Origin of the sequence: Terriglobus sp. YAF25 (genome assembly GCF_052113305.1) — a bacterium.
Taxonomy (GTDB): domain Bacteria; phylum Acidobacteriota; class Terriglobia; order Terriglobales; family Acidobacteriaceae; genus Terriglobus.
In genome coordinates this window covers 1-4,783 of record NZ_JBFRCY010000334.1, presented here as the reverse complement: position 1 = coordinate 4,783, position 4,783 = coordinate 1, and the positions used below count along the sequence as shown (strand labels likewise).

Here is a 4,783-nt window from a genome sequence, read left to right as displayed (position 1 = left end):
CTAGAGCATTTTCCCTGTAGCTGGGTATCCCGGAAGGGGTGTGCAGCGGCGTTTTCATTGCGGAAAACGCCCATAGATGCAGAGGCCCTACAGCCTACAGGGAAAAGGCTCTAGCGTTGCGAGGGAGGGGCACCGGGCTGGGACAAAGTTGTTAAAGCGGTCGCGCGGAGCGCGATACCCACCCTTTTGCTTCGCAAAGAATGGGGCAACGGTCGTCGTGGCTGGGATATTTCTCTGCCACACCGATGAAGCGGGTCCTTCGCGGTGCTCAGGATGACAAAGCAAAAGCGGTTCGAGCTTCGCTCGAATGCCCACATCTGCTTCGCAGATATGGGGCACCCAGCCCGGTACCCGACCGCTCTACCCGGATCTAGCCGCGGGTGCGGTAGGGCTGGGAGGTGAAGAGGATGGGTGCGTCTTCGCGGGTGGAGTCGAGGACGAAGATCTGGAAGGTTTCGGTGTTGGCGGAGACGCGGATTACGATGTGTCCCTGGCGGCTGCGGAAGTGCGGGGTGAACCGGTTGTTCAGGAGCCGGTTGGCGGGCAGGGATTCTGTAGCGTAGACGTCGTGCCTTGCTGCTCCTGGCCACTCGCCCAGCATGCGTTGGGCCTGGGCTGGACCGGGGTGGCCTACGTCCCATGCCTGGATGATGTAGGCCTGTGCGTCGAGGGCACGGACGAACTCGCCGCCGGTGGCGTCGAAGTAGCCGTGATGGTTGGCGGTGGCTACGTCAGTTCTGCCTGCAAGTCGTGCCACCGGTGATTCCAGATCGAGCCACGGTATGCGGCCGTCGTGGGTGTCGCAGTAGAGGTCTCCGCCGGTGTAGTAGCTGAACTTGCCGAAGGTCATGCGCAACGAGATGGAGTAGAAGTTCTCGTTGGGTTGTTCTTCTGCGCTCAGTGCGTCTGTCGGTATTACGCTGCGGGATGTCTCTCCCTGGCCCGTCCAGATGCGGCCGTTGGCGGAGAGGATACGGATCTCCGCGCCTTTGAGAACGATCTGGTGGCTGGAGCCGAGCTTCGCAGCTTCAACGCGCTTGTGGTTACGAACGCGCGATTGCAGATAGGCGAGATAGTTGGCCGCGAAGGGTGCGTCCAGTGGCTTGGCATCGCCGAAGTTGGGATAGGCGCGGTCGATGTGGGTCTCGATCGGGAGCAGCGCATCGACATCGCTTAGACCGGTGAGTTTGTAGCTACCGTCGGGAGAGGCTGGACAGTTTGCTTCGAGATCACCTACGTGATCGGGATGAATGTGGGTCGCCAGGGAGTAGTCGATGCGGCTGACGCTGTTGCGGCGGGCGTACTCAGCGATCCATTGTCCGGGGCGACGGGTGCCGTTGGGTCTGGGGGAAGAGGATGTCTCCAGAGAACTGGTGGAGGAGCCCGCGTCGATCAGGAAGGAACGTCCGTCCGGTCCGAGGATGAGGGTGCTGTTGCCTCTCCCAGTATCGATGTGATGGATGTCGAGTTCGCCTGGGCGCTTCGCGGGGAGCGTGGCCGAGCTCTGAGCAAAGGCAGATGGGGAGACGGCTGAGGCGGCAAGAAGACGGAGAACGGAGCGGCGAGTGAGCATAGATGTCGACAGAGTTGAGAGTAGCCCGGAAGTGTTCGCTCAGTGTGACAAAAACGAATCGAGCTTGCGCTCGAATTCCCACATCTGCTGCGCAGATATGGGGCACCCAGAGTATGGGCCGAGCCAAAAATGACAAAGCCCCGGCCGAAGCCGGGGCTTTGTTGTTCGTCTTTTTTTTAGAACCACAGCTTGGCTGCCACCTGAACCTGGCGCGGTCCAAAGAGAACCGAGCTGGTTGTGGTTGGCGTACCGAATGCGGTTGACGTGAACGGGGCGATGCACGAGTTGCTGTGTCCCGCACACGCTGCCGTTCCATTTTGCACAGCCGAGAATGCGCTGGTGCTCTGCCCAATGATGTGGCGACGGTTTGCCAGGTTGAAGACCTCTGCGAAGACTTCGAACTTGACGCTCTCGTGGATCGGGAACGAACGCGAGACGCGAGCGTCGACATTGCGGATACCCGGTCCGGGAAGATTGTTGCGGCGGTACTGCGGAGCACGACCACCCGTACTGGAAGCGAAGAGACTGACCACGCCGCCCGTCACACCACCGTCGATACCGCCGCCGGCGGAAGCCGACAGGAAGTTCGACATGAACTGCGTCAGCGGAAGACCGGTCTGCTCGGTCGCCGTTCCGGAGACCGTCCAGCCGTTTGCCGCGTAGCGCAAGATGGAGTTCGAGAGACCGAAGGTTGGAGCGTAGACGATGCTGCCGACAAAGCGTCCGCGCATATCCAGATCCGAACGTCCGTACTCATTCAGAGTTCCGGGGCTCTTCAGATTGTGCGGATCGGAGATCGCGTTGGTTCCGTTGAAGGTACCGTTCTGACCGGAGACCTGCGATCCGTCGATGGCCTTCGCCCAGGTGTAGTTGGCAAGCAGCTCAACACCGTGGCTGAAAGGCTTACGGACCGAGAAGGCTCCGGAGTGATACCAGGAGTTGATGCCGCTGAAGCCCACCAGGATGATGCCATCGTTCGGTGAAGGACGCGTACCCGAGTAGAACGGCACGGTGATCGTCGACTGGGTGGCACCCGCCGTGTTGACAATGTCCCAGGTCTTCGAAGAGGCCGACTGGGGCAGGTTGGCATCGATGAAGTACGGCAGACGCATGCCGCGGGTGCCGATATACGAGAGCGAGAGGCTAACGTTTCCCGGCAGACGCTGCTCGACTGCCAGATCGACAGAGTGGGTATAGGGATTGGTGAAGTTCGGGTCCTGGCCGCGGAACGAGAGCGGAATCGCTCCCGCGCCCGTGTTCTGTACGGTCGGGGTGACAGCACCGGCAAATGGGGCCGCCAAGGCCGGTCCCGGAGGCGTGAACAGAACACCCATGTTCTGCGGCGCACCTGCGGCCGATGGGGCCACCGTGTACTGCTGCTGGAAGACACCGTTCTCTACGCGGGTGCAATACAGGGTTGAACCGGAGGTCAGGCCATAGAACATACCGTAACCGCCTCGAACCACCATGCCGTCAACCGGTGACCACGCAAAACCGACACGCGGCTGCACCATCTTCATGTTGTTCTTAATCGTGTTGGTGTAGTAGTTGCCGAGAGGGCTGGGAACGCCGTTGTAGCTGTTGGTGTAGGGACGCGGAGGCGCAGGAATCAACTGCACGTCGTAACGAACGCCCACCGTCAGCGTGAAGTCGTTGCGGAGCTTCCAGGCATCTTCGGCGAAGCCGGCAATGTTCTTGTTCCAGAAGTCATCCGCACCTACATGGGTAATGGGATCGTTCACCTGGGTAAAGGTGGTGTAGTGACGTCCACCGTTCAGGCCATAGACGTCCTGTACCCATGCCTGGAACGAGAGCGGCGTAGTTGCCTGGGAGTAGCTGTAGATACCGCCGCCCTGGAACAGGTTCGAGAGCTGCTCGTGGATCAGGTTGATATCCGCGCCGAACTTCAGCGAATGCTTACCATGCACGGTTGAGAAGATATCGGCAAACTGCCAGCGATGCTCATCCGGGAATGCTCCGCGAGGCAGAGCATTCGGCATACCGTAGGCAAACAGACCGCTAATGGTCACGCTCGGTCCGGGGGCATTCGCTCCGGTCGTCTCAAGATCGCGCGACCACTGGAAACGCACCGTGTTCGCGGACTTGGAGGAGACGACGCTCTCCCAGTTGGCCACCAGGAAGCGCTCGTGGAAGTCCGCGCGTCCGTTGGTTGTCGCCGAGCTGTTATTGGCAGTAGCAGAGGTGGTGTAACCATTCGGCTGCTTGTAGTCCTGCCAGTTGAAGTTCACCGAAATGTGGTTCTTGCCGTTGAGCTGATAGTCAAGACGCGGGAAGAAGATATCCTGCGTGACGTTACGCGAAACAGCCGTCTGACCGCTGAGGATATATGCCTTGGCGGCATCGCACTGGGTCTGGCTGACCGGCGTTGGGCAGCTGTAGCCTGCCAGAGACGACGCAGAGATCGAGCTGGTGTAGAGCAGCGGATTCACCTTGCGGAAGCCGTCATAGGTGAAGAAGTAGAAGAGCTTGTCCTTGATGATGGGACCGCCCACCGAGCCACCGAACTGCTGCTGCTGACGAACCGTCGGCGTCAGCAGGAAGGGCTGATTGCTGCTGCGTCCAGTGAACTTCGCAAAGGGGTCAAGTGCGTTCAGAGTCGGATAGCGCAGGTAGTAGAACAGGTCGCCATGAATCAGGTTGGTACCGCTCTTGGTGATGGCGTTGACCTGTCCGCCGGCCGCCTGTCCGAACTCCGCGGAGTAACCGGAAGCGGAAGAGGCGAACTCCTTGATGGAGTCCTGCGAGAAGACATACGGAGAGCCGATTGCGCGGCCACGGGCTTCCGAGAAGAAGGCCTGCTGGTTGTTGGCGCCGTCGACCAGGTTCGTGTTGTACAGACCGGAGATACCGCGATAGGAGATCAGGCCGCTGTTACCGTCCGGCACCACGTTGGTGGTGAGCAGCACGAAGTTATCCCAGCGGCGACCGTTTACGGGCAGGTTCGAGACAAGCTGCTGATCTACTGTCTGCGAGATCTCAGTCTTTTCGCTATCAATCAGCGGAGAAACGTCGGAGACGGTAACGTCCTGGGCGACCGAGGCTGCGGGGAGCTTTTCATCTACGCTCAGAGTCTGACCTACCGTCAGAACAAGGTTCTTGCGCGTGACCTTACCGAAGTTGCCGGTGCCACCGGCCACAACTTCATAATGGCCAGGCTGCAGGAAGGTCGTGCTATAGGTCGTGCTATAG

2 protein-coding genes are annotated in these 4,783 nt (G+C 59.9%); both read right to left on the bottom strand.

Annotated elements, in window-relative coordinates; all coding sequences use genetic code 11:
* Positions 1 to 370: 370 nt before the first annotated feature.
* Positions 371 to 1,573 carry a ComEC/Rec2 family competence protein gene (locus tag AB4043_RS14840; protein WP_442302060.1) on the bottom strand — a complete coding sequence of 401 codons (1,203 nt, stop codon included), beginning with the start codon at positions 1,571 to 1,573 and terminating at the stop codon, positions 371 to 373.
* Between the two features lie 176 nt (positions 1,574 to 1,749).
* Positions 1,750 to 4,783 (bottom strand): TonB-dependent receptor (locus AB4043_RS14835; RefSeq protein ID WP_442307391.1); only part of this gene is annotated, 3,034 nt, incomplete at its 5' end.

Bases quoted from the DNA above. Each gene is read 5' to 3' on its own strand.
- AB4043_RS14840 (WP_442302060.1), bottom strand. From the start codon at position 1,573: ATGCTCACTCGCCGCTCCGTTCTCCGTCTTCTTGCCGCCTCAGCCGTC.